Source organism: Streptosporangium sp. NPDC023963, assembly GCF_040639135.1.
Classification (GTDB): domain Bacteria; phylum Actinomycetota; class Actinomycetes; order Streptosporangiales; family Streptosporangiaceae; genus Streptosporangium.
Map to the genome: position 1 here is coordinate 17,804 of NZ_JBEZZK010000013.1, position 23,474 is coordinate 41,277.

The window sequence follows — 23,474 nt, forward strand, 5'->3', positions numbered from 1 at the left end:
GGCCCTCCCCCCGGCCCCGCCAGGGGGGCGGGGCCCGGCCCGCCCCCCCCCCCAGCGACCCTGGCCGGGGGCCGGTTACCGGCCGGGGCCGCAGAGCGTCGGGGCGTACGCAGGCGGGTATCCGTGGGTGTTCACCGATGCCCCGTCGCTCGTCAGGTGAGGGGGACACGCCAGGTCAGCCGGGTCCCTCCCTGCGGGGAGGAGCCGGCCTCGAAGGAGCCGCCGAGCGCGGTGGCGCGCTCTTCCATGTTGCGCAGGCCGCTGCGTTTGCCCTCGCCGGACAGGCCGACGCCGTCGTCGGTGACGGTGAGGGTGAGCCGGTCATCGGCCGCCTCGGCGAAGACGTCGGCCCTGGAAGCCTTGGCGTGGCGCACGATGTTGGACAGCGCCTCGCGCAGGACGGCCAGCAGGTGCTCGGCCACCGGCGCGGGCACCTTGTTGTCGAGCTGTCCCTCCATCCGCAGGCCCGGCATGAAGCCCAGGTGCCCGCGCGCGCCCTCCACCAGTTCCACGATTTGCGCGCGCAGGCTGGGCTCGTCGGCCTGGCGGGGGGTCTGTAGCGCGAAGATCGTCGAACGGATCTGCCGGATGGTCTCGTCCAGCTCGTTGATCCCGTGCTGGAGCCGGCCTGAGGCCTCGGGATGCTCGACGAACCGCACGATGCTCATCAAGGTCATGGCGACGGCGAAGAGCCGCTGGATGACGACGTCGTGCAGGTCCTTGGCGATCCGGTCGCGGTCTTCCAGCAACCCCAGCCGCTCGGCGTCCTGGCGGGCCTCGGCCAGCTCCAGCGCGACCGCGGCCTGCCCGGCGAAGGAGTGCAGGGTCCGTAGCTCGCCGCCGCTGAACGGGATACGGCCTGGTCGCTTGCCCAGCACCAGCACCCCCCGCACCGCCCCGGCCGCCCCCATCGGCACCGCGGCTGCGGGACCCACCGTCAGATCCCGGGTGAGGGCGGCGGGCAGGTCCGCCTCGCCGAGATCGGTGACCATGACCGGCTCACCGCCCAGCAGGGCCCTGCCCGGAAGCGAGCCGATGACGTCCACCGTGGCCCGGCCGAGCCCGTCGGCACCCGGACCGTCGGCGATCATCACGTGCAGGACCTCGCGGTCCGCATCGGGAAGCATGATCATCGTGAGGTCGGCGGCGGCCAGGTCTCGGGCCCGGCCCGCCATCAGGGTGAGCACCTGGTTCGGTTCGGCGCCCGACAGCAGGCTGGTGGTGACCTCCGCCGAGGCCTGCAGCCACATCTCCCTGCGGCGGCTCTCCTCGTACAGGCGGGCGTTCTCGATGGCGACGCCGGCCGCGGTGGCCAGCGCGGTCACGATCGCCTCGTCCTCGGCGTCGAACTCCCCTCCGCCGCGCTTCTCGGTCAGGTAGAGGTTGCCGAACACCTCCTCGCGCACCCGCACCGGCACCCCCAGGAACGACCCCATCGGCGGATGACCCGGCGGGAAACCGTAGGACGCCGGATGGTCGGTGATGTGAGCCAGCCGCAGCGTCTGCGGCTCCTTGATCAGCAACCCCAGCAGGCCCAGCCCGTGCGGCCAGTGCTCGATCCTGGCGATCTCCTCCTCGCTCAAACCCACCGGGACGAACTGCAGCAGCGTGCTGTGGTCCCCGGCCACGCCCAGCGCGCCGTAGGTGGCGTCGACGAGGGTGGTGGCGGTCTCCACGATCCGGCGCAGCACCGTCTCCAGATCCAGGTCACTGCCCACCGCGACCACGGCCTCCAGCAGCGCGTGCACCCGGTCGCGGGTGGCCAGCACCGCCTCCAGGCGCCCCTGCAGCTCCGACAGCAGTTCGTCCAGCCGCATGTTCGGGATCAGGGAACGCGGCTCCTTTTCTGTCATGGAGCGAAGTCTCGCATCCGGCTGAGCCGACGCCCACCCCACACCGGAGGTCGTCCACGTCTGTTGATTAGAGGATTTCCGAATCAGTGGGCCGACCTGCGGGCGGGGTTCACCCGCAGCCGGCACCCGGGGTGCGGGCGTCGGGCGGGCAGCAGGCCTGCAGGCCGGCCTGCAGATCGCTCAGTGCCCTGCCGATCCGGACGGGGTCGGCCCGGTAGTAGACCGTCTTCCACTCCCGCCGGGCGCTCAGCACCCCGCCGTCGCGCAACGTCGCCAGATGGGTGGAGGCGGCCGACTGCGCCAGCGCCATCCGCTCGGCGACCTCGCCCACCGTCAGCTCGATCCCGCCGGAGAACAGCATCAGGATCTGCTGGCGGGTGTCGCTGGCCATCGCCTTGAGAAAGCCGCGCGCGGCCTCGGTCAGCTCGATGCCGGTACTCCCCGTCTCCATGGGGGCGACTCTACCCCTCATATTGTCATTTCTTGATTTGACGATACGATGCGGCGCATGAACACCATCGTCGTCGGTGGCGGCCAAGCCGGCCTGGCCGCCGCCCGAGCCCTTCTGGACGCCGGCCTGACTCCGACGCTCCTGGAGGCGACAGGCCAGGTCACCGGCTCCTGGAGGCGCTACTACGACAGCCTCACCCTGTTCTCGCCCGCCCGCTACAGCTCCCTGCCCGGCTTGGCCTTCGGCGGCGATCCCGACCGCTACCCGCACCGTGACGAGGTCGTCGACTATCTGACCCGCTACGCCCGCGATCTCGGCCGCGGGGGCGCCGAGATCCGCACCGGCGCCCGCGTCACCGCCGTCGAAGCCGACACCCACCGCGGTGCCCGAGGCGCTGGCTTCGCCGTACACCTCGCCGACGGCGGCACGCTGAACGCGCCCGCCGTGATCGCCGCCAGCGGATCGTTCGACCGCCCTCACCTGCCCCTCCTGCCGGGCCGCGACGGCTTCACCGGCGAGGTCCTGCACGCCGCCGCCTACACCGGCCCCCTGCCGTACGCGGGCCGGCGCATCGTCGTGGTCGGCGCCGGCAACTCGGCCGTGCAGATCGCCTGCGAACTCGCCGAGACCAGCACGGTGACCCTGGCCACCCGCACGCCGATCCGCTTCGTCGACCAGCGCCCCCTGGGCAAGGACCTGCACTTCTGGTTCACCGTCACCGGTTTCGACCGCCTGCCCGCCCGCCTGGTCACCACCCCGCCCGCCGTCCCCGTCCTGGACGAGGGCACCTACCGCCAGGCACTGCGCGACGGCCGCCTGAAGCGGCGCCCGATGTTCACCCGCCTCGACGGCGACGGCGTGGTGTGGGCCGACGGCAGCCGCGAACCCGTCGACGTCGTACTGCTGGCCACCGGATACCGGCCCAGCCTCGACTACCTGAACGGGCTCGGCGCCCTGGACGGGCGCGGCCACCCGCGCCATGACCGGGGCCTGTCCACCACCCATCCCGGGCTCGGCTTCCTCGGCCTGGAATGGCAGCGCACCCCCGCCTCCAACACCCTGCGTGGCGTGGGCCGCGACGCCCGCCACCTCATCCGCAAGCTCAAAGCCCACCTCGGCACCCGTCGCTTTCTGGCGGGCGTATGACGAAGGGCGCCTTCCCGGTTCTCCGCCGCCGAGAACGCCCCCACCACCCCCGGGACCACGCCGGCCGCGATCTCCCCTGTCACGTCCCTATCACGTCCCTGTCACGTCAGGAAGCGTGCACGGTTCCAGGCTGCGAACGCGACCCCGGGCGGCCTCTCCCCGCCACCAGGGGGAATATCTGCTCTTGTTGGATTTTTGGCGCTCAGTCGGGTGGGTCGGTGCGGAGCGCCGGAGCCTGTTCGTGAGACAGGCGGACATGGCGGCCCCGCCAGCGTGAGCGTAGCCAGCGGTCGTGGCTGGCGATCACGATCGCGCCGGGGCCTTCGGCGCCCAGCATCTCCTCCAGCTCGTCGGAGAGGCGGGGCGAGAGGTGGTTGGTGGGCTCGTCGAGCAGGAGCAGCTCGGGGGGATCGGCCACCAGCAGTGCCAGGGCGAGCCGGCGGCGCTGGCCGACCGACAGCTCCCCCACCCGCAGGTTCATGTCGCGCGCGCCGATCAGGCCGAGTGAGCGCAACGGCACGGCCTCGGCGCGCTCGGTGCCGAGCGCCAGTTCGTAGGCCTGTTCCACCGTGCGGTCGGGTCGTTCGAAGGTGGTGTCCTGGGTCAGCAGTCCGATGGTGAGTCCGGGCCTTCGCCGTATCCGTCCCTGCGCGTTCAGCCGTCCGGCCAGCACCGCCAGGAGTGTGGACTTGCCTGCTCCGTTGGGGCCGGTGATCAGCAGCCGCTCCCCCGGTGCCATGTCGAGCCGGTCGATGCGCAGACGTCCTGGCACCCGTACGTCGCGCAGGGACAGCAGGGTCCGGTCGTCGGGGTCGCGGGAGGCGGGGGCGTGGGAGGCGGGGTCGCGGGAGGGGGTGGTACCGGGTTCGGCGATGTCGGTGGCGGCGGTGGCGGCGGTGCGGGTGGGCGGGGTCCGGGGGCGGAAGCGCAGTGGCGGCGGTGGGGCGGGGAGCCGGTCGCGTTCCAGCTCGGCGAGCCGGCGGGCGGCGTCGCGCACTCGTCGCGAGATCTGTTTCTGTACGCGTCCGGCGGCGTGTCCGTATCCCATTTTCTCGTTGTCGCGTTTCAGCCCGTCCGTCGGTGTCCGGCGGGCCGTCACCGCGACGGCGCGGCGCAGCTCGTCGAGCTCTTCCTGCTCTTCGGTGTGGCGTCGTTGCCAGCGTTCGCGTTGCGCGTGTTTTTCCGCCAGGTAGGCGCTGTATCCGCCTCCGTAGCGGACGGGGCCGTTCACCGCCGGGTCGAGGTCGATCAGGTCGGTGCAGACCGCGTCCAGGAAGGCCCGGTCGTGGCTCGCGACGATCACGACTCCTGTCATGTGGCGGAGTTGTTCCTGCGCGAACGTCGCGGCGGTGTCGTCGAGGTGGTTGGTGGGCTCGTCCAGGAGCAGCGCGGTGGGCCGTCTGGTCAGCAGCGCGGCCAGGGCGAGCCGCCCGCGCTGGCCGCCGGACAGTGAGGTGAGGGTGCGTTCGTGCGGGAGGTCGCCGAGACCGAAGCGGTCGAGGATGATTTTCGCGCGGCGGTCGGCGTCCCAGGATTCGTGTCGTTGTGCCTGGTCGAGTCTGGCGCCGTAGGCGGTGAGCAGGGCGGTGTCGTGCGGGGCGTCGGTGAGTGCCCTGGTGAGGCGGTCGAGTTCGGCGAGATCGGTGCGGGCCTGGTGGAGGGCGTCGTCGAGGACGTCGGCGATCGTGGCCTGTGGGTCGAACGGCATTTCCTGGTGCAGGAAGCCGAGGTCGGCCGGCCGGGCGACGGTGCCGGAGTCAGGGGTGTCGGTTCCGGCCAGCAGCCGTAGCAGGGTGGATTTGCCCGCGCCGTTCTCGCCGATCAGCCCGATCCGGTGGCCGGGGGCGGCGGTGAGGGAGACGCCGTCGAGTACGCGTCGGGTGCCGAGGGTCCGTACGAGATCGTGGGCGAGCAGTGCGTCGCTCATCGGCGGGCCTGCCGGTCTTCGGCGGCCGCTCGCCGGCCGGCGTGGTCGCGTCGCGGGGGTCGGGGTTCTTCGCCGATCAGGTGTGGCGGGGTGGGGATGTTCGGGGCGTCGGAGGCGGTGAGGCCTGTGCGGCCACCGACCGGGGCGGGGGCGGGCGTGTCGTCAGGCCGGGGGCCGGGGCGGGAGAAGGGCAGGCTGGAGCGGGTGGTGGATGTGTGGGACATGCGGGAGACCTCGTGCGTACGTGGTCCGGGCGTGCCGGAGCCGCCCGGCGTCGGGACAGGGATTCAGGCGATGACGACCTGGCCACGTCGGCGGTCATGCGCGCCTGCCGGGGCTGATCGGTCTCCGGTATCACCCGGAGATGTCGTCGTCGCCTGCCATGTCTGGTCTCCTCGTTTCGGTCCCGGGCATTTTACATCGTTGCGGTCGTCCGTTGGCGGGGCCGGCCCCGTGCGGGGGTCGTGCGGCGGGGTGTGCGGCGGGGTGTGCGGTGCTACTCGCCGAGGCCGAAGAGGTCGCCGCTGAGGTATTTGAAACCGGTGTCGACGGCGACGGTCACCACCGAGCGGCCGGGGCCCAGCTCGCGGGCGAGCTCGAGCGCGCCCGCGATGTTCACCGCGGAGGAGGTGCCCGCGAACACCCCTTCGTGGCGTGCCAGCGGCAGGGCCAGGCCGCGTGCCCGATCTTCGTCGACGGTCCTGGCCTCGTCGTAGGCGTCGGAGGTGAGCAGGGGCGGGATCATGCCCGTGCCGATGCCCTCGACACGGTGCGGGCCGCCGTGGCCCTGGGTGAGGATCGGCGAGGTGGCGGGTTCGAGTGCGACGAAGCGCGTGGGGTGGCCGCCGGAGCGCAGCGCGGTCGCGACGCCGGCCAGCATGCCTCCCGTGCCGACGCCGGCGCAGAAGGCGTCCACCGTCACTCCCCCGGCGGCGGCCTGGTCGAGGATCTCGCGGCCCATCCGCTCGTAACCGGCCAGGGCGTCGGTGTTGTTGAACTGGTCGGTCCACAAAGCGTCCTCCCGCTCGACGATCCGGTCGACCTCCTCTCGCATGCGGTCGAACAGTGAGGGGGTGATCTGCCCGTCCTCGCTGGGCAGCACGGTCAGGTCGGCGCCGAACGCGCGCATGGTGCGGAGTTTCTCGGGGGAGAACGCGTCCGAGGTCACGATCGACAGCGGGTAGCCCTTGACCGCGCAGACGAAGGCCAGCGAGGAGCCGGTGCTGCCGCCGGTGAACTCCACCACGCGCCGGCCGGGCCGCAGCGCGCCGCTGCGTTCGGCTCCCTCGATGATGGCCAGCGCCATCCGGTCCTTGTAGCTGCCGGTGGGGTTGCCGCTTTCCAGTTTCACGAGGATCTGGGCGGATCCCTGAGGCACGACGCGGGAGAGCCGTACCAGCGGGGTGTCGCCCACGGTGTCGGTGATGGATGAGATGGCCGGCGGCATCGATGGGCTCCCGGGTGTCGTCGTGGGCCTGTTTCGTTGTGGGCCTGGTCGTGGGCCTGGTCGTGGGCCTGTGGTGGGGGTCGCCGTGACGGGTCGCGAAACACCTTTCACAACGAGGGTGGCGGGGGGCCTGTTCCCGCGGGACGCTCGTCCTGTCGCGCCTGGCCTCGGCCTGCCCGGCGCCGTGGTCGCGGCGGCGGTCCCGCCCCGGTTCCGGGCCCGGTCGCCCGCCGCGAGACGCTCGCCATAAAATGAGGGGATAAGTCCAGTTCAGGGGGTGTCATGCGCTCGCTGACCCGCAAGGGAGCCGCGACGCGGCAGCGCGTTCTCGAGGGGGCGGCCGCGCACATCCGCGAGTACGGTGTGGCCGCCACGACCCTCGACGACGTGCTGGCCGTGACGGCGACGAGCAAGAGCCAGCTGTTTCACTACTTTCCCGGCGGGCGGGAGGAGTTGCTGCTGGCCGTGGCCCGGTTCGAGGCCGACCGCGTGCTGGAGGACCAGCGGCCCCAGCTCGGCGATCTCACCTCCTGGCCCGGCTGGCGGCTGTGGCGCGACAAGGTCGTCGAGCGCTACCGCGACCAGGGCCCCCGGTGCCCGCTCGGCTCCGTCGTGGCGCAGCTGGACGGCAGCACGCCCGGGGCCCAGGCCGTGGTCACCGAGCTGATGCACCGCTGGCAGGCCGAGATCGCCGCCGGCGTGCGGCACATGCAGGAGGCCGGGGAGATCGACCCGGGCCTGGACCCCGACCGGGCGGCGGCCGCCCTGCTGGCCGGCATCCAGGGAGGTGTTCTGATCCACATGTCCACCGGTCAGACGGCCCACCTGGAGGCCGCCCTGGACATGGGCATCGCCTACCTTCGCACCGCCGGGTCCCCGGCGCCGTAGCGGGCGGGAGCCCGGGCGTCGGTGAATCGCCTACCTTCGCGCCGCCGGGTCCCCGGCGTCGTGGCCGGCGGGAGCCCGGGCGTCGGTGAGCGGGGCCGGGGTGAGGAGCCGCGCCGGGTTCACGGGTTCACGGGTTCCCGGGTTTCCGCGGCCGGGGATGTCGCCGCCGAGGATTCAGTTCACGCGCTTGAAGTAGTGCGCCCCCATGTACGCGCTCACCTTCTTGCCGATCACGGCCCCCTGCACATCCGCCGAGCGGGTGTGGATGCCACCCCACACTCGGGCCTCGATGACCTCGGCGAGTGCCTGCGAGAAGCTGTGGTAGTACCTGGTGGCACCCGCCTGGGGGCTGAACGCGCTGAAGGACAGGTCGTCCCGGCCGAAGAAGTGGGCCAGTGACGACATGCTCGCCCCGGTGGAACAGGTGTGCCCGGAGGTGAAGTCGGGATGCGGCGGCGTGTCGAGCAGGGGCTCCCAGCCGGAATCGGGCTTCGTGTCCGGATTTCCGTCGGTGCCGGCCTCCCGGATCGCGGTGATCGGCCGCCAGAAGTGCCAGGCCGCCTTCTCGCTGTTGCAGGCGATCGTGGCATCGGCCTTGGACAGATTCACCATCGCGTACATCCGCGCCGTCTGGAGCGTGCTGAGCCGCTGCGTCGTCGCGAGCTGGCGTTTGATCTCCCAGTCGCCGCCCCCGTCGCGGTCGTGCCACCAGATCGCGGCCTGCGTCTGGTCTTCGGTCCTGACCGTGCTGGTCTTCGAGCCGATCTCCTTGACCTCGTTGATGTCCTTGGCATAGCGCCTGCTGGTGAGCGCCGGCGGGCCGGAGGTGCGGAACATGGACCCGCTGGGGATGAGGAACGGCTTGAGGTGAGCGATCCAGGCGCCGCTCGAGGCGAAGGCGGGAGGCGTCGGCCGCCATTGTCCGGGCTCGGTACCCACGGCCCAGGTCTGGTCGCCGTAGGCCCCGTCGTCCTTCCGCGCCGCGATCATCGCCGAGGCGGCCTGATCGCCGACCGCGATGCCACGCTGCTTGGGGTCGCCGGCCGGAATCCCGGCCAGCGCCTCGTCGTACTGCGTCGTCAGCCTCTCCCGCTGGCCGGGGAACAGCGCGCTCAGCACCCGGTAGGCGGCGCTCGCCACGGCCGCGTCCGTTGACGCGGCCCCCTTGACGCGAGGCGCGGTCAGGTACGGCTGGTACGGAGTGCCCGCGATCGCGTTCACCGCGTCGTAGACGGCCCCGTGCACCATGGCGGCGCTGCGGGACTGTTCCGGCGGCTGCTGCCGGGCGACGTCCCACATGGCGATCTGGGCGTTCCTGTCCCAGACGACGACGGCGTTGGCCCGCGGCGCCCCGTCCGACGCGTACGCAACCGACGAGCCCAAGCAGATCGGCGCCCCGGCAACGATTCCCGCGATGGCCACCCTGACGGCTTTCCGGCGCAAGCCGGCGGTCGACCTTGCATCGCTTGAGGAAGCCATGCGAGCAAAGTACTACGCCGATCCCACCCGTCTCAGCAGCCCGACGACCGAATAATCCGTAAAAAGCAGACCAAAAGCGATCTTCCCCCTTGCTTCGGTGACGCCGACCCGAGCACGCGGGCGATCGAGCAGGTCTGGCCGCAAGCAGACGAGGGCGATCGACGCCGGGTTTACCCGTGCTCGCTCGTCCGGGGGGCGGCGTAGACCTCGCGCCAGTGCTCGGCCGAGCGGACCAGGTCTTCTCCGACGCGGGTGAGGAACTGGCCCATGTTCTCCAGCCGGACGCCGGCGGGGGTGGCCGGGCCGAGGGTGCGGGCGCTTTGCCGGGCGGTGTCGGCGAGCAGAGCGTTGGCGCGGGCGCTGGCCACCATGGCCTGGTACCAGACGTTGTCGTCGATGACGTAGCGCTCGGCCCGGCTCCGGGGGTCGCGTTCGCGCCGGATGAGTTCCTGGGCTTCGAGGTAGCCGACCGCTTTGGAGATCGAGGCCGGGCTGACCTGAAGGCGCTGGACGAGTTCGGCGGAGGTGAGGCTGCCGCTGTCGGTGGTGTACAGGGCCGCCAGCATTCTGGCCATCATCTGTGGAATCCCTCCCTGCACCAGCAGGTCGGTGAGCCGGTCGGCCACCTCGCGCACGATTCGCAGGTCGCGTCCGCCGGCGTCGGCGTCACCGCGTGCGGCCGCGGGGGTGGTGGTCCTGCGGTGGACGCGCCGGTCGGCGGCGCGCTGGGCGTGGTCGGCGTGGTAGGCGCCGGGGCCGCCGTGGCGCATCACCTCACGCGTGACGGTCGAGGTGGGCCGTTTGAGGCGGCGGGCGATCTCGGCGTAGGTCAGCCCGCCGGCCAGTCCATCGGCGATCTGACGGCGGTCCTGCTGGGTGAGCCTGTCTCCGGGCACGGCGTCCGCCTTTTGGTCGCCCGGCCGCCCGCGCGCGGCCGAGGGGATTCCGGTTGACGGACAGTGTGCATCCGGCAGCGACGACCTGCAACTCGTGACGATCCAAGTTGCATTAATCGGCAATTTCCATGCAACGAATATAGGCACTTGAACTGCGAATACTCTGTTGCTTCGCATATTTGTGATTGACGATACGTTGTATGCAACGTAGCTTTTCCCTCGTCGCGAAGATCGACGACAAAGTGGGCGATCAGCCCCGCCGCCCTTCCGAAGGAGACTCCCCATGAACACCCAGGCCGCTACCCCCGCGAATCTGACCGTCCCCGGCCAGGCCGAGGTTCAGCGCCTGCTGGAGGCCGCCGTGACCGAGCAGGGCTACCCCGGTGCGATCACCGAGATCCGCAACGGCGCACAACGGTGGTTCGGCTCGGCGGGCGTGGCCGACATCGCCACCGGCCGCCCGCGCACCCCGCAGGAGCAGTTCCGCGTCGGCAGCATCACCAAGACCTTCACCGCCACCCTGGTCCTGCAACTGGCCGCCGAGTACCGGCTGAGCCTGGACGACACGGTGGAGAAGTGGCTGCCCGGCCTGGTCCAGGGCAACGGCCACGACGGCGGCAAGATCACCGTCCGGCGGCTGCTCGGCCACACCAGCGGCATCTTCGCCTACACCCTCGACGAGGGCATGCTCGAGCGCTACTGGACGCCCAAGCTGCTGGAGCACCGCTTCGACAGGCCGACCCCCGAGGAGCTGGTGAAGATCGCCGTCTCCCATCCGGCCGACTTCCAGCCCGGCCGGGGCTGGGGCTACTCCAACACCAACTTCGTCCTCGCCGCCATGATCATCGAAAAGGCGGCCGGCATGCGGTACGCCGACGCCGTCGCCTGCCGCATCGCCCGCCCGCTCAAGCTGACCGGCACCTACGCCCCCGGCGGCGAGACCGGCTTCCGCGGCCCCCACACGAGCAGCTACTCCAAGCTCATGCTGCCCGACGCCGACGCCCCGGCCCACGACGTCACCGAGCTGAGCCCGTCGTACGCCTTCGGGGTCGGCGAAATCATCTCCACCGCCTCCGACCTCAACACCTTCCTCGGCGCCCTGCTGGGCGGTCGGCTGCTGCCGCCCGCCCAGCAGGACGAGATGTTCACCATGACCCCGGTCCCCGACGGCAAGTGGCTGGACGGCTACAGCTACGGCCTGGGCGTCTCCTCGGTCACCCTGCCCTGCGGCACCACCGTCTACGGCCACGGCGGCATGATCACCGGAACCTGGTCGTACCTGTACGGCACGCGAGACGGCAGGCGCGTCGTCGCCCAGAACGTCAACGGCGACTGGGGCATGCCGCCCGTGGGACTGTTCGTCGACGTCCTCGACGCGGCCTTCCGCCCCGCCGCCTGACCCGCGCCCCCTTGACATCCTCTTCGATCGGCACGGCCGCCGGGGCGCGTGACGGCGGCAGGCGTGCGTTCGCCACGGCGGGAGTAGGCGGGAGTAGGCGGGAGTAGGCGGGAGTACGGGAAAGCGGCGGGAACGGCGGGAGCGGCGAAAGTACGGGGAAATCTCCTCGTTGCCGCCGGGATCCCGGGATCCCGGCGGACGCGGGCTCGGCCCGCGATCAGGTGAGGGCCCCGGGCCAGGGGTCCTCGCCGCCGTGGTCCGCGCCGGGCGGGGCCGGTGAGAAGGCGGCCGGGCCGTGGCGTTTCGACCCCACATTTTGGACTTGACAGTCCATTTTTTCGTCCGCAAGCTGATGACTGGACCGCACGGTTCAGAAGGGACGTGCCTCCGGCTGCCGCCCCGGCCCGCCTGGTCCGCCCGGACCGCCCGGGCAGGCGTCGCGGCCGCGCAGGCCCACCCGTCCTTGACATCGACTCCCTCCGGGAGACACTCCGGGCCCCGCCCGCTCGCAGGAGCCGGGACGGACCGGTCTGCCGGGCTCTGCCCACGAACGGAAGTGACACCTCATGGCTTTGGATCACTACTACCTGCTCGGACGTTCCGGGCTGCGCGTCAGCCGGCTGGCCCTGGGCACGATGAACTTCGGCACCGGCGGTTTCCACGCCGCGTACGGCAAGACCGAGCAGGAGTCCGGCGCCATCTTCCACCGCTACCTCGAAGCGGGCGGCAACTTCGTCGACACCGCGGACTTCTACACCGCGGGCGAGAGCGAGACCATCCTCGGCAACCTCATCGCCACCGCCAAGGTGCGCGACAGGGTGGTGCTCACCACCAAGTTCACCAACAGCGTCGACCCCAAGGACCCCAACGCCGGGGGCAACGGCCGCAAGCACATGATCAGAGCGGTCGAGGCGTCACTGCGCCGCCTGCGCACCGACTACATCGACCTGTTCATGCTGCACACCTGGGACCGGATCACTCCCGTCGAGGAGGTCATGCGCACCCTCGACGACCTCACCAGGGCCGGAAAGATCCGCTACGCGGGCCTGTCGGACGTGCCGAGCTGGTACGCGGCCCGGGCCCAGACCTACGCCGAGGCCCACTCCCTGGAGCCGGTGATCAGCCTGCAGCTGCCCTACTCCCTCATCGACCGGGCGATCGAGACCGAGCATGTGCCGATGGGGCAGAGCCTGGGGCTCGGCATCACCGCGTGGAGCCCGCTCGGCGGCGGCTTCCTCACCGGCAAGTACCGCCACGCCGACCAGGGCCTGACCGGTGAGGGCCGGCTCACCGGCGCGGGCTCGCCCGGGCAGTCGCGGACCGAGCGGGAATGGCGGCTGCTCGCCACGCTCGAGAACGTCGCCGACAAGCTCGGGCTGACGATGGCCCAGGTCGCGCTCAACTGGGTCGCCACCCAGCCCGGGGTCGCCGCCGCCATCGTCGGGGCGAGCAACACCGGCCAGCTCGACACCACCTTGACCGCGCTCGACGTCGAGCTGCCGGCCGAACTGCGCGCCCAGCTCGACGAGGCGAGCTCGGTGCCCCCCGCGTCGGTCTACCAGATGTTCACCCCCGCCTATCAGAGCTGGCTGGTCAACCCCGGCCTCAAGGTCGGCGACAAGCCCGCCGAGTACGCCCCGGTCGTGCGGAACTGGACGCCCGAAGCCGGCGGCTGAGGAACGCCGCCCGCCACGGCGATCCCCCGGTGCCCCCGGCGCCCCCGGCGCCCTCCTGCGCGGGCCCGCGCAGGAGGGGTCAGGAGGGGTGAGGGCCGGATGCCCGCGTGGGACGGGCGGGCCCGTCCCACGCGGTGCGGCGGCGAGCGGTCAGTCCGCCACGGTCAGGACCGTGCCGGCGCCGACCGTGAGCCCGCCCTCGCGGATCGCGAAGCCGAGCCCCGGCTCGAGCGCCACCGCCCTGCCCAGCTCCACCGACACCTGCACGGTGTCGCCGGGCCTGGCCGGCGAGGGCAGCGTCAGCTCACCCGGCACGTCGGTGGTGCGCAGGTAGAACTGCGGCCGGTAACCGGAGGCGATCGGCCGGCGCCGCCCGCCCTCCTCCGACGTCAGGAGGTACAGCCTGGCGGTGAACGACCGGCGGGCGTGCTGGCTGCCCGGGGCCGCCAGCACCATTCCGCGCCGCACCTGCTCACGCCTGACCCCGCGCAGCAGCACGGCGGCGTTGTCGCCCGCCTCGCCCCGCTCCATCGTCTTGCCGAACGTCTCCACCCCGGTGACCACCGCGCCGAACCCGTCGCCGAGCCCGACGGCCTCCACCGAGTCGCCCACGCGCACGGTGCCCCGCTCGATGGCGCCGGTGACGACCGTGCCCCGGCCGCTCACCGTGAGCACGTTCTCCACCGGCATCAGGAACGGCGCGTCCACGTACCTGACCGGCACGGGGATGTGCTCGTCCACCGCCGCCAGCAGCGCCTGGACCGACGCCGTCCACCTGGGGTCGCCCTCCAGCGCCCGCAGCCCCGACACCCGCACCATCGGCACGTCGTGGTAGCCGTGCTCGGCGAGCAGGTCCTGCAGCTCCAGCTCGACCAGGTCGGCCAGCTCGGGGTCGGCGCCGTCGGCCTTGTTGACCGCGACGACCAGGTGCTCCACGCCCACCCGCCTGGCGAGCAGGACGTGCTCCCTGGTCTGCGGCATGATGCCGTCCCGGGCGGACACGACGAGGATCGCGCCGTCGAGCTGCGCCGCCCCCGTGATCATGTTCTTCACGTAGTCGGCGTGGCCCGGCATGTCCACGTGGGCGTAGTGCCTGGTGGCGGTCTCGTACTCGACGTGCGAGATGTTGATCGTGATGCCCCGCAGGTGCTCCTCGGGGGTACGGTCGATCCGCTCGAACGGCGTGTAGGTGGCCTGCCCGCGCTCGGCGAGCACCTTGGTGATCGCGGCGGTCAGCGTGGTCTTGCCGTGGTCGACATGTCCCATCGTGCCGATGTTGAGGTGCGGCTTGTTGCGCACGTAGGCCTGCTTGGCCATGATGTCTCTTCCTTCGCACTGCCTGGATCCGTGGTGACCCGTCACGGGCCGGCTACCTCCCCCCGCCGGGTCACCTCGGGACTCACGGGAAGAGGTCAGCGCTCCAGGCCGTCGCGGACACGCTCGAGGGCACCCGCGGCGGCGGGTGTCACGAGGCGAGCGTGCCGGAACATGGTGACCATAGTGACCGCCTCAGCAGCGGCGCACAACGAATTATTCCCCGCCCTCCGGGAGGGGAAGATGATCTTCAACGGCTGTCGAGGTCGTGTTCCCGCCGCCGGCATCCGATCCTCCCCCGAGGCCTACGTGTCGCCGGGCTAGGAGCGGCGCGGGTCGTAGTTCTGGAACTCGGCCAGGTAGATGTCGCTCTGCTCCAGCAGGGGCACCCCGCTGCTGGAGTCCAGCACCACCCGGCGGCCCAGGGGCTCGCGCAGCGTGACACCAATCCGGTCGATTTTCCCCATATCAGTGCAGAATTCCACGTCGTCTTGCCGGACATCGACGTCCACGACCACCGTTCGGGGTGTCTCGTGGACGCGTGAGCCGTGCGTCGTGTCGCAGGTGCCGTGCAGGTAGCTCAACCGAAGTTCGGTCGGGGTGCGCACCTCGTAGGTGCGCACCTCCTGAATCCCGTCGTCCAGTGGCCGCGGTGGCCCGCCCATCGCGGCCGGGTCCACCGCGACCCGCCGAAACGGCTTCGGCACGCCCTGCACGGTGAAGTCCCACGTGGGCACCCGCACGTCTCCCCTGCTGCTGGGCATCGTGGCCTCGCCCCGCGCCACCGCGATCACGCGCAGAGGCCGGCACCCCTTGCCGGCGGGGCACTCCTCGTCGACGAAGGACTTGGGCTTGCTGAGCCCGGCGTAGGCGGCCGTGGCCGTCAGGACCGGCACGCTCAGCGTGCTCCCGTCGTTCCAGCGCAGCTCGGCCGGGGCAGGCGCCTTTGCCGAGAGCTCGCTCTCCAGCTTCCAGGCACTGTTGATCATGCTCCGTCCGACCCACCGGGGCGTGCGCTCCCAATCGGGTTCCACGGTCAGGTTCCGCAGCGGGACGAACCCCGAGATCCAGGGCTCACGCTCCGCCGAGCTCTGCCAGCGTTCGGCGACCTCACGGGCTCGGTCGGTGAACTCGCCGGCAGTGACCGGTGCCCGCGCGGAACCGCAGGCCGCCACGAGTACGAGGAGTGACACGACTGGAAATATCCGCATATCCAGTAGACGCGTCAGTGGGCGGCGCGGTTCGTCGCCCACTGCCCCAGGGGATCCTGGCGAGCTCCGGTTGCCGGGAAAGTGACGCAATCGCGATCTACTGCGATTCGCCGGTCGGCGGTGTCACCGACCTCGTCCGCGCCGCCGGCTCTTGAGCCTCGCCGGCCGGAGCGGACGGCGGCCGGCAGCGTGGCCTGATCGCCCGGCCATGCCGATCACCGCTTGCACGCCGTTTCTGGCCTGCGGGAAGGCACTCACCATACGAAACGGTTCCGTTGCAGGTCCACCCCCGTCACGACCACGGCCGGGTGCGCCGGTACTGCCCGGGCGGCATGCCGAACTCCCGTTTGAACGCTTTGGCGAAAGCGAACTCCGAGGAGTACCCACCCCTCTGCGCGACCACGCGTAGCGGCGCCTCGCTCGTGGCGAGAAGCCGGCCGGCCACGGTCATCCGCCACCACGTCAGGTACGCCAGCGGTGGCTGCCCCACGACGGCCGCGAACCGCCTGGCGAAGGCCGCCCGCGACAACCCGGCGCGGTCGGCGAGCTCCTGCACGGTCCACGCGTGGGCGGGGTCGCGGTGCAGGGCGTGCAGCGCGCCGGCGATCGCCGGGTCGGCCAGCGCCGCCGCCCAGCCGGTGGCGGCCTGTTCCGCATGCTCGTGCAGCCAGGCCCGCAGGATGTACAGCAGCATCGAGTCGAGCAGCGCGGGCACCAGCGCGCCGGAGCCGGGACCGGGGTGATCGAGTTCGGCGCCCAGCAGGTCGACGACGGCGCGCAGCGCCGGGTGCGCGCCGATCCTGGCCGGCAGGTGCACCAGGTCGGGCAGTCCCGACAGCAGCGGGTGCGTCCGCGCGCGGCTCAGCCGGTAGGCGCCGCACAGCAGTATGGTGGCCGGTCCGGGGCCCGGCGGCGCCTCCTCGGTCAGCACCCACTCTCCCGCCTCGTCCCGGACGACGTCGACCAGTGGTGTCGCAGGGTCGTCGGCGATGGCGTGGCCGCGACCGTGGGCGAGGAACACGACATCGCCCGGGGTGAGCCGGATCGCCTCCCGCCCCGGCATCAGCAGCCAGCAGGAGCCCTGCAGCACGACGTGGAAGCCCGCCCCGCCGGAGGAGGCGAAGCGCATGCCCCATGGGGCGGGCAGGAAGGTGCGCGAGGAATGCGGCACGCCGGTGCGCATGGCCATGATCGCGTCGCTGAGCACGTCCATGATGGAAGCCTAACCACTCGTCCATGGCGTGAGACGCCCTGACAGGAATCGGAGACTTTCTGGCATGGAGCGTCTCCGACGGGTCTCGTAGCGTCGCACCATGACGACATACGCGCGCACCGTGCGCTTCCACGAACTCGGTGGCCCCGAGGTACTGAAGATTGAACAGGTCGAGCTCCCCCGGCCCGGTCCGGGCGAGGTCAGGGTCCGGATCGAGGCCATCGGGATCAACCGGGCCGATGCGATGTTCCGTTCTGGTGGCTACTACTACCAGCCCACGCTGCCCGGCTCCCGCATCGGTTTCGAGGCGGCGGGGACGGTCGAGGAGATCGGGCCGGGCACGACGGGCTTCGCGCCGGGTGACGCGGTGTGTGTCGCCGGCGACGAGGAGATGTCACAACACGGCGTGTACGCCGAACGAGTGAACGTCGCGGCGCGTCTGCTCCTGCACCGTCCCGACACGCTCGACGCCGTTACCGGCGCGGCCGTGTGGACCACGTACCTGACCGCCTACGGCGCCCTGGTCGAGGTGGGGCGGGTCAGGGCGGGCGACGGGGTGCTGATCAACGCCGCGTCCAGCGGCGTCGGGCTGGCGGCGATCCAGGTGGCCAACCAGGTGGGTGCCGTGCCCATCGCGGTCACCCGGAGCGCGGACAAGGCCGCCCGGCTGCTGGAGGCCGGGGCGGCTCACGCGCTCGTCGACGGGGAGAGCGGCGACCTCCCCGACCGGGTGCGGGAGGTCACCGGCGGCCGGGGCGCACGCATCGTCTTCGACGCGATCGCCGGTCCGGGGCTGAGCGAGACCGCGCTCGCGGTGGCACCGGACGGACTGTTGATCGTGTACGGCTGGCTGGACCCGCGACCGGCTCCCCTGCCGCTGAACTGGCCGCTGACCGTGCACGGTTTCAACGTGGACCTCATCACCGCCGACCCGGAGCGCCTGGCGCGCGCCAGGGCCTTCATCGGGGCGGGCCTGCGCACCGGGACGCTCGCCCCCGTCATCGACCGCACGTTCGACCTGGCCGACGTCGCCGAGGCCCACCACTACCTGGAATCGAACACTCGGTTCGGCAAGATCGTCGTCACCGTCCAGCACTGAACCGGCCCCGGACGCACCCCGAGGTCATGGCGCGTGGAGAGCTCACCGATGTCGAGTACGAGCCGTGCGCCACCGTCCACGACCGGTTCCGGCCGGCCTGCGGATCCGAACCTGGTACAGGTCCTAGGCAGGCCGGGCGGCGAGGAACTGGGTGGCGGCGAGCTCGCGGTACAGGTCGTCGGTGCCGAGCAGGTCGGCGTGGGTACCGGTGGCCCTGACCCGGCCGCCCTCCATCACCACGATCCGGTCGGCGCCGGCCACCGTGGACAGCCGGTGGGCGATCACCAGCACGGTGGTCTCCGAGGACACCTCGGCGATCACCTCCCGCAACAGCAGCTCGTTGACCGCGTCGAGCTGGGAGGTGGCCTCGTCCAGCAGGAGCAGGCGGGGGCGGCGCAGCAGCGCCCGCGCGATGGCCACCCGCTGGCGCTCGCCTCCGGAGAGCATGACGCCGCGATGACCCACCTCGCTGTCCAGCCCCGCGGGGAGCCGGGCGACCAGCTCCTCCAGCCGCGTCAGCCGGAGCACCCGCCCGATGGCCTCGCCCGAGGCGTGCGGCGCCGCCAGGACCAGGTTCTGCCGGAGCGTGCCGTCCAGCACCGGCGCGTCCTGCTCCACGTAGCCGAGGGCGGCGCGCAGCTCGGCCGGCCGCCACTGCCGGATGTCGCGCCCGTCGACGCTGATCTCGCCGCCCTGGCGTTCGTAGAACCGCTCCAGCAGGGCGAAGACCGTGGACTTGCCCGCCCCCGAGGGGCCGACCAGCGCCGTCACGCCGCCTGCCGGGACGGCGAAGGACACCTCGTGGTGCGCCGGCGGGCGGCCGCCGCCGTAGCCGAAGGCCACGTTCTCGAACCTCACGCCGGCCGGCGCCTGCACCCGGTCCGTGCCGCCCGGGCCCGGCGGCGAGGTCTCCTCCACCGGGAGGTCCTCGATCTCCCGGATCCGGCTGAGCGCCGCCAGGCCGCCCTGCACCCGGGTGAGCCCCTGCAGCAGCTGGGCGATCGGCGCGACCAGGTAGAACAGGTAGAGCAGGAAGGCCACCAGCGACGACACCTGCAGGGCCCCGGAGGCGACCCGGGCCCCGCCGACGCCGAGCACCGCCACGAAGGTGAGCTGGGCGGCGCCCCAGGAGGCGGTGCCCGCGACGGAGGTCCACCAGGCGACGGCGACACCGCGGTCGCGGGCCCGGCGGGCCGCGCCGGCCACCGCGTCGATCTCCCGCTGCTCGGCGCCGGCGGCCTTGACCGTGCGGAAGGCCTGCAGCACCCGGTCCAGCGCCGCGCCCATCTCCCCCACCGACTCCTGCGCCTGGACCGAGGCCCGCCGGATCCGCGGCATGACCAGGCCCACCAGCCCGCCGACCAGGACGAGCACGCCCACGGTGACCAGCAGCAGCGGCCCGTCCATGAGCGCCATCATCACCACGGCGCCCACCAGCATGAACACCGCGGTGACCGACTCGACGATCCCGTCGGTGAACACCGCGCGCAGCAAGGTGGTGTCGGAGGTGACGCGAGACAGCAGGTCGCCGGGCTTGAGCCGGTCCACCTCGCAGACGGGCAGCCGCAGCATCCGGTCCACCAGGTCGCGCCGGGCGCGGTAGACGATGCCCTCCCCCATCCGCTCCAGCACGTACCTGCCCAGCGCGCCGGCGAGCGCGCCCGCCGCGAGCACGACCACGGTCAGGCCCAGCAGCGGCCCGGCCGGCGAGCGCTGCGCGCCGAACGCCTCGACCGCCGTCTTGGCCAGCAGCGGCATCGCCAGCCCGGCCAGCGAGCCGGCCAGGGTGAGCGCCCCGCCGAGCGCCAGCAGGCCGCGGTGGGGCCGCAGGTGGTCCAGCAGCGGCCGCCAGGAACCGTGCGCGCGGCTCATGCCGAGGCGGGAGCGAGGTAGGCCGGGCGAAGGGCTATGCGGCGGCGGACCTCCTCGGATCCGAAGTGGTGGTCCAGGCGCCGGGTCGCCTCGGCCCAGTCGCGCATCGAGCGGATCGAGGACAGGGTCTCCACCACGAAGGGGTCGCGCCAGCGTTCGATCGAGCGCTGCCACAGGGTGAGGGGATCGTCGGTCAGCAGGCTTCCCACGGTCCCTTCGTAGATGGGCATCGCCCGGACCTGCCCGTCGGGCTCCACCTGCATCATCGGGAAGCCGTAGCGCGCGATCATGTCGGGGTTCATCTGCAGCAGGAAGTTGTCGGTCGTCATCACCTGCACCGAGGGCGGCGCCAGGGATCGCAGGTGCGTGACGCGCTCGGGGCTCGCCAGCGTGCTCAGTTCCTGTCCGGTGAGCAGCTCGCCCTCGAAGCCGGGCCTGCTGGCCAGCCCGGACGGCAGCACGGCGCCGAAGATGAGGAACGCCATGTTCGCGAAGCGGGGGGCGACGGCGGTGCAGAACTCCTCCATCTGGTGGAGGTTGCCGCGGGTGACCACGCAGTCGATGCCGAACCTGACCTCGTGGTGCGGGGCGACCTCGTCGAGGATGGCCAGCGCCCGCATCGCCCGCTCGAACGAGCCGGCCCGTCCGCGGATCCCGTCGTGGACCTCGGCGCTGGCCCCGTCGACGCTCACGGTGATCCGGGAGAAGACCCGGACGGCGTCCCGGGCCGCCCGCGGGGTGAAGGTCCAGCCGCCGGTGTAGAGGTTGACGGCGATGCCGGCCTGCCTGATGCGCTCGGCGACGTCGAAGATCCCCCGTACCAGCAGCGGTTCGCCGCCGGCGAACTCCACCGACTCCGGGCCCAGGGCGACGATCGCGTCGGCGACCCGGAGCATCTCGTCGTGGCCCAGCTGGCGAGAGGGCCGCCTGCCCGACTCGGAGTAACAGTGCGTGCATCGCAGGGGGCAGGCATAGGTGACGTCCCAGGTGACGGTACCGGGCCCTTTGAGGCTGCTCATGGCATTCCCTTCAACGCCTGACGGTCGGTGGGCGCCAGCATGCGCGGCGCCGCTTGTGCCGCACTTGGAAGCGGCTGGAGCGTGTCCCCAAGCGGGCGGGGCGCCCGCCCCCGCCCGCCACGAACCACCCAGAAGGCTGTGACCTGCGCAAACGATGGTGGCGACGCTCGCTGTGACGGCGGGCGCCGTCCTCGCCACCTGCACCTGCAGTCGCCTCCAAGTGCGGCGCAAGTAGCGCCTTGCATGCTCTGAACCGCGGTCAGCCGGACACGGTCCGACGTCACGTTCGGACGTCGTGTCCGGCCCGGGGATCGCGGACGTCCGTTCCGACGACGGGGAGACGCAACCATGCACGACGAACGCGTACCGGCCGCGCACGCGGCCCTTGTCCCAGGAGCCGGCGATGGCGGTGCGTGAGCGGCTGACGCTGGAGCCGGTACCGCTGGAGCAGGTGCCCGAGGTCACCCGCTTCCTCACCGAGCTCGGCCTGGGAGCGCTGCGGCAGGACGCGATCACCGCGTTCTTCGGCCGCAACGACAGCTGGGCGGGGGTGACCGACGCCGGCGTCCCGGTCTTCGTCAAGAAGACCCTCGGCGAGGCGGACCTGGTCCGGCTCAGGGTGGAGCGGACCAGGGCGATGAGCGCGCTGCTCGACGGACACCAGGTGATCAACGCGCCCCGGTTCCTGGGCGGCGACGCCGAATCCGGCCTGGTGGCCTTCACCCTGCTGCAGGACGCCCGCAGCGGAGCCGACCTCGCCTCCGACGACGACTTCACCTGGGAGCTGGCCCGCTCGGCCGGCCTGCAGATCGGAACGCTCCACACCCTCCAGGCGCCGCCGACGGTGGCCCAGGACACCTCGCCGCCGCCGGTCCCGCCGCTCGGCCGCCTGTCGGCTCTCCCGCTGAGCGTCTACGCGGCCGCGAGCGGCGCCGAGCTGGAGGCGTGGGCGATCCTGCACAACGACCCCGCGATCGTCGAGGCGATCGGCGAGCTGGCGCGGTGGGAGCGGAGCGCCCCCCGCGTCCCGGTGCACTGCGACATCCGGCTCGACCAGTTCCTGCACCACGACGACACCCTCTACCTGACCGACTGGGAGGAGGCCAGGGCGGCCGACGCCGCGCGCGACGTGGGCGCCTTCGCCGGCGAATGGCTCTACCGGGGCGTGCTCGGCATGGCCGGCGGCGACGACACCCCGAACGAGCGCGAGGTCGTCGCCAACGGCACCCGCCGCTTCGAGGCCCTGCGGCCCTGCGTCGAGTCCTTCTGGTCGGGCTACCTGCAGGCCAGGCCCGCGGCGCGCTCGGATGGCGAGCTGGCGGCCAGGGCGGCGGGTTTCGCCGGCTGGCACCTGATCGACCGGCTCATCGTGGCCGGCCACCGGCGCGGGCGGCTGTCCCCCCTGGAGCGCGCCGCGGCCGGCGTCGGGCGCAGGCTCCTGCTCGACCCCGCCGCCTTCACCACCATCCTGGGCCTTGGAGACGAACGATGACGCGGGCACTGGAGCGGGCACTGGAGCGGGTACGCGTCGGCGCGGACCTGACCTCGGCCACCGTGGACGGCCGGGAGATCACCGCCGGCGGCCCCAAGGCCCTGCGCAAGGTGCTCGCCGACGCGCTGTACGAGGCCTTCCACACCGGCCGCGACCCGCACAGGGAGCAGCCGCGCAGGCCACCGCACGACCCCGGCTTCGAGCAGGCGCTTCGCGCGATGGTCCCGCACGACAGCACCCGCGTCCTGGCCACGGTGGAGCCCGGCTCGCCGGCGGTGGTCCGGCTGAACGGCGTGCGCGTACTGATCCCGCAGGACCGGATCGGCGCCGAGGCTCGCACCGAGACCCGCGACCAGACCCGCACCGAGACCGGCGCCGGGACCGGCGGGGGGCTGTCGCGCTGGGTCACCCTGCCGGCGGTGTTGCCGGCACTGTCGCCCGGCTTCCTGCTCGTCAACGGATCGCAGGGCCACGGTATGCAGGAGGGCGCCTGCGTGCGGGTGTACGCCGGAGCCCGGACGCCCGACGCGGCCCCCGGGCTGTGGGGCGCGATGCTGGCGCGGCTGGAGGAGCTGCGGCTGCCCTACCGGGCCAAGGTGCTCTCGGCCCGCGACCACTACCCCCGCCGCGACAGCGTCGTCGTCTATCTGGGGCGGCGCTCCTGGCACGCCGCCCCGGACGTCGCCGCGGCCGCGGCCGCCGCCGGCGGGCTGCGCGAGGACCTGTCCCTCTACGTCGCCGCGCTCGGCCGCGGCGTCGGCTGGGCCTGGGAGCCGCACGACCTCCGGCCTGGGATGCGCGGGCTGAGCTTCGGCGAGCACCGCTCCCAGGCCGTCGCCGCCGGGCTGGTGGCCTGCGCCGGGCAGGGCGGCGACCGGGAGCAGGCGGTGACCGAGGCGCTGCGGGCCGCCGGGGCGATGCCCGGCGCGGTGCACCGCAACCTCGCCTCGCCGCCGCTCCCCTTCGAGACCACCGGACCCGAACCCGGGTCCGGAACCCGCGAGATCCAGGAAAGGAGGTGAACACCATGTCCACCGAGATCCTGATGGAGGGCGCCGACGCCTACACCTCGCTCGCCGAGGTCGCGACGGT

At 72.2% G+C, this 23,474-nt stretch carries 18 protein-coding genes; 7 read left to right on the forward strand and 11 right to left on the reverse strand.

What is annotated here, in order from left to right:
* Window positions 1–152 precede the first annotated feature (152 nt).
* Together AB0F88_RS31025 and AB0F88_RS31030 are read right to left on the reverse strand one after the other, a co-directional pair.
* The gene (locus AB0F88_RS31025; protein WP_362691994.1) at window positions 153–1,853 is read right to left on the reverse strand and encodes a GAF domain-containing sensor histidine kinase; all 1,701 of its coding nucleotides are present in this window, start codon (window positions 1,851–1,853) and stop codon (window positions 153–155) included.
* Between the two features lie 109 nt (window positions 1,854–1,962).
* Complete coding sequence (locus AB0F88_RS31030; protein WP_362691997.1) at window positions 1,963–2,304, reverse strand: metalloregulator ArsR/SmtB family transcription factor; 342 nt, start codon at window positions 2,302–2,304, stop codon at window positions 1,963–1,965.
* 57 nt (window positions 2,305–2,361) lie between these two features.
* Here AB0F88_RS31030 and AB0F88_RS31035 point away from each other — a divergent pair, with 57 nt between their 5' ends.
* Window positions 2,362–3,450, forward strand: coding sequence for an NAD(P)/FAD-dependent oxidoreductase (locus tag AB0F88_RS31035; protein ID WP_362692000.1), 1,089 nt, complete (start codon window positions 2,362–2,364; stop codon window positions 3,448–3,450).
* Between the two features lie 202 nt (window positions 3,451–3,652).
* On the opposite strand, the gene AB0F88_RS31040 is transcribed toward AB0F88_RS31035, so the two are convergent.
* Window positions 3,653–5,377 carry an ABC-F family ATP-binding cassette domain-containing protein gene (locus AB0F88_RS31040; RefSeq protein WP_362692003.1) on the reverse strand — a complete coding sequence of 575 codons (1,725 nt, stop codon included), beginning with the start codon at window positions 5,375–5,377 and terminating at the stop codon, window positions 3,653–3,655.
* Between the two features lie 496 nt (window positions 5,378–5,873).
* The gene (locus tag AB0F88_RS31045) at window positions 5,874–6,824 is read right to left on the reverse strand and encodes a PLP-dependent cysteine synthase family protein (protein WP_362692006.1); all 951 of its coding nucleotides are present in this window, start codon (window positions 6,822–6,824) and stop codon (window positions 5,874–5,876) included.
* A 282-nt stretch (window positions 6,825–7,106) separates the two neighbouring features.
* Between AB0F88_RS31045 and AB0F88_RS31050 the strand changes: the two genes are divergently transcribed.
* Window positions 7,107–7,712 (forward strand): TetR family transcriptional regulator, encoded by a 606-nt coding sequence (locus AB0F88_RS31050; protein WP_362692009.1) that lies wholly within the window; start codon window positions 7,107–7,109, stop codon window positions 7,710–7,712.
* A 174-nt stretch (window positions 7,713–7,886) separates the two neighbouring features.
* On the opposite strand, the gene AB0F88_RS31055 is transcribed toward AB0F88_RS31050, so the two are convergent.
* Together AB0F88_RS31055 and AB0F88_RS31060 are read right to left on the reverse strand one after the other, a co-directional pair.
* Entirely contained in the window at window positions 7,887–9,095 is a 1,209-nt protein-coding gene (locus AB0F88_RS31055; RefSeq protein WP_362692012.1) for a phosphatase PAP2 family protein, read from the reverse strand.
* A 266-nt stretch (window positions 9,096–9,361) separates the two neighbouring features.
* Complete coding sequence (locus AB0F88_RS31060) at window positions 9,362–10,087, reverse strand: MarR family transcriptional regulator (RefSeq protein ID WP_362692015.1); 726 nt, start codon at window positions 10,085–10,087, stop codon at window positions 9,362–9,364.
* Between the two features lie 283 nt (window positions 10,088–10,370).
* Here AB0F88_RS31060 and AB0F88_RS31065 point away from each other — a divergent pair, with 283 nt between their 5' ends.
* Window positions 10,371–11,486, forward strand: coding sequence for a serine hydrolase domain-containing protein (locus tag AB0F88_RS31065; protein ID WP_362692018.1), 1,116 nt, complete (start codon window positions 10,371–10,373; stop codon window positions 11,484–11,486).
* A gap of 566 nt (window positions 11,487–12,052) precedes the next feature.
* Entirely contained in the window at window positions 12,053–13,162 is a 1,110-nt protein-coding gene (locus AB0F88_RS31070) for an aldo/keto reductase (RefSeq protein ID WP_362692021.1), read from the forward strand.
* A gap of 150 nt (window positions 13,163–13,312) precedes the next feature.
* Here AB0F88_RS31070 and tuf read toward each other — a convergent pair whose 3' ends face one another.
* The 3 genes from tuf to AB0F88_RS31085 all read right to left on the reverse strand — a co-directional run bounded on the left by tuf (window position 13,313) and on the right by AB0F88_RS31085 (window position 16,900).
* Entirely contained in the window at window positions 13,313–14,479 is a 1,167-nt protein-coding gene (tuf, locus tag AB0F88_RS31075; RefSeq protein WP_362692024.1) for an elongation factor Tu, read from the reverse strand.
* Between the two features lie 317 nt (window positions 14,480–14,796).
* On the reverse strand, window positions 14,797–15,669 hold the full coding sequence (locus tag AB0F88_RS31080) for a hypothetical protein (RefSeq protein ID WP_362692027.1): 873 nt from the start codon (window positions 15,667–15,669) through the stop codon (window positions 14,797–14,799).
* Window positions 15,670–15,979: 310 nt separating this feature from the next.
* Window positions 15,980–16,900: an AraC family transcriptional regulator gene (locus AB0F88_RS31085; RefSeq protein WP_362692030.1), complete on the reverse strand. Its 921-nt coding sequence runs from the start codon at window positions 16,898–16,900 to the stop codon at window positions 15,980–15,982.
* A gap of 100 nt (window positions 16,901–17,000) precedes the next feature.
* Between AB0F88_RS31085 and AB0F88_RS31090 the strand changes: the two genes are divergently transcribed.
* Window positions 17,001–17,999, forward strand: coding sequence for a zinc-dependent alcohol dehydrogenase family protein (locus tag AB0F88_RS31090; protein WP_362692033.1), 999 nt, complete (start codon window positions 17,001–17,003; stop codon window positions 17,997–17,999).
* Window positions 18,000–18,122: 123 nt separating this feature from the next.
* Here AB0F88_RS31090 and AB0F88_RS31095 read toward each other — a convergent pair whose 3' ends face one another.
* A complete protein-coding gene (locus AB0F88_RS31095; RefSeq protein ID WP_362692035.1) occupies window positions 18,123–19,871 on the reverse strand; it encodes an ABC transporter ATP-binding protein in 1,749 nt (582 codons plus the stop codon).
* Entirely contained in the window at window positions 19,868–20,890 is a 1,023-nt protein-coding gene (locus AB0F88_RS31100; protein ID WP_362692037.1) for a radical SAM protein, read from the reverse strand. Before AB0F88_RS31100 ends, AB0F88_RS31095 begins: the two co-directional genes overlap by 4 nt.
* Before the next feature lie 403 nt (window positions 20,891–21,293).
* Here AB0F88_RS31100 and lxmK point away from each other — a divergent pair, with 403 nt between their 5' ends.
* Window positions 21,294–22,382, forward strand: coding sequence for a class V lanthionine synthetase subunit LxmK (gene lxmK, locus AB0F88_RS31105; protein WP_362692040.1), 1,089 nt, complete (start codon window positions 21,294–21,296; stop codon window positions 22,380–22,382).
* On the forward strand, window positions 22,379–23,404 hold the full coding sequence (locus AB0F88_RS31110; RefSeq protein WP_362692043.1) for a T3SS effector HopA1 family protein: 1,026 nt from the start codon (window positions 22,379–22,381) through the stop codon (window positions 23,402–23,404). The genes lxmK and AB0F88_RS31110 overlap by 4 nt, the downstream gene beginning before the upstream one ends.
* Window positions 23,405–23,474 lie beyond the last annotated feature (70 nt).

Bases quoted from the DNA above. Each gene is read 5' to 3' on its own strand.
- AB0F88_RS31025 (WP_362691994.1), bottom strand. From the start codon at position 1,853: ATGACAGAAAAGGAGCCGCGTTCCCTGATCCCGAACATGCGGCTGGAC.
- AB0F88_RS31030 (WP_362691997.1), bottom strand. From the start codon at position 2,304: ATGGAGACGGGGAGTACCGGCATCGAGCTGACCGAGGCCGCGCGCGGC.
- AB0F88_RS31035 (WP_362692000.1), top strand. From the start codon at position 2,362: ATGAACACCATCGTCGTCGGTGGCGGCCAAGCCGGCCTGGCCGCCGCC.
- AB0F88_RS31040 (WP_362692003.1), bottom strand. From the start codon at position 5,377: ATGAGCGACGCACTGCTCGCCCACGATCTCGTACGGACCCTCGGCACC.
- AB0F88_RS31045 (WP_362692006.1), bottom strand. From the start codon at position 6,824: ATGCCGCCGGCCATCTCATCCATCACCGACACCGTGGGCGACACCCCG.
- AB0F88_RS31050 (WP_362692009.1), top strand. From the start codon at position 7,107: ATGCGCTCGCTGACCCGCAAGGGAGCCGCGACGCGGCAGCGCGTTCTC.
- AB0F88_RS31065 (WP_362692018.1), top strand. From the start codon at position 10,371: ATGAACACCCAGGCCGCTACCCCCGCGAATCTGACCGTCCCCGGCCAG.
- AB0F88_RS31070 (WP_362692021.1), top strand. From the start codon at position 12,053: ATGGCTTTGGATCACTACTACCTGCTCGGACGTTCCGGGCTGCGCGTC.
- tuf (WP_362692024.1), bottom strand. From the start codon at position 14,479: ATGGCCAAGCAGGCCTACGTGCGCAACAAGCCGCACCTCAACATCGGC.
- AB0F88_RS31085 (WP_362692030.1), bottom strand. From the start codon at position 16,900: ATGGACGTGCTCAGCGACGCGATCATGGCCATGCGCACCGGCGTGCCG.
- AB0F88_RS31090 (WP_362692033.1), top strand. From the start codon at position 17,001: ATGACGACATACGCGCGCACCGTGCGCTTCCACGAACTCGGTGGCCCC.
- AB0F88_RS31095 (WP_362692035.1), bottom strand. From the start codon at position 19,871: ATGAGCCGCGCGCACGGTTCCTGGCGGCCGCTGCTGGACCACCTGCGG.
- AB0F88_RS31100 (WP_362692037.1), bottom strand. From the start codon at position 20,890: ATGAGCAGCCTCAAAGGGCCCGGTACCGTCACCTGGGACGTCACCTAT.
- lxmK (WP_362692040.1), top strand. From the start codon at position 21,294: ATGGCGGTGCGTGAGCGGCTGACGCTGGAGCCGGTACCGCTGGAGCAG.
- AB0F88_RS31110 (WP_362692043.1), top strand. From the start codon at position 22,379: ATGACGCGGGCACTGGAGCGGGCACTGGAGCGGGTACGCGTCGGCGCG.